Here is a 427-nt window from a genome sequence, read left to right as displayed (position 1 = left end):
GTTTGATCGGCGGCAAGTAGGCGTATAATCGCTCCGAGTTTATCGAGATCCTTTCCTCTTTTCTTAAGACGTTTGATATCCTTCTTAAAGTAGCTGGTTTGAATAACTGGCTTCATTGCTTCCAGCTATCAATAAGGTCATTCGCGCTTTCGAAGCGCTCCAGATTGTGCCCCGATCGGGAATCCATCAGCGCTTGCTCTGTCTCCTCATTCGGAATTTCCACAGAAAAGGGCAGACCGTTCCGCAGGGTGATCTGCGTGTAAAACATCCGAATCGCCTCGGTTGGGCTCATGCCCAACCGATGAAGAATCATTTCCGCTTTTTGTTTCGTTTCCGGGTCAATTCGACTGTGAATGGCTGCTGTTTTCATACTTTTGAATGTGTTGCATATGCAACACATGTCAAGCTGCCAATTCTCTCACCATCG

The 427-nt window shown here is 47.1% G+C and carries 1 protein-coding gene; it reads right to left on the bottom strand.

Annotation, left to right across the window (positions count from 1 at the left end):
- Positions 1–112: 112 nt before the first annotated feature.
- On the bottom strand, positions 113–370 hold the full coding sequence (locus tag QEH59_RS18720; protein ID WP_308986911.1) for a type II toxin-antitoxin system RelB/DinJ family antitoxin: 258 nt from the start codon (positions 368–370) through the stop codon (positions 113–115).
- Between the last annotated feature and the right edge of the window lie 57 nt (positions 371–427).

Source organism: Thalassobacterium sedimentorum (assembly GCF_031127905.1).
GTDB lineage: Bacteria > Verrucomicrobiota > Verrucomicrobiia > Opitutales > Coraliomargaritaceae > Thalassobacterium > Thalassobacterium sedimentorum.
This window is presented reverse-complemented; position numbering and strand designations above follow the sequence as displayed.

Bases quoted from the DNA above. Each gene is read 5' to 3' on its own strand.
- QEH59_RS18720 (WP_308986911.1), bottom strand. From the start codon at position 370: ATGAAAACAGCAGCCATTCACAGTCGAATTGACCCGGAAACGAAACAA.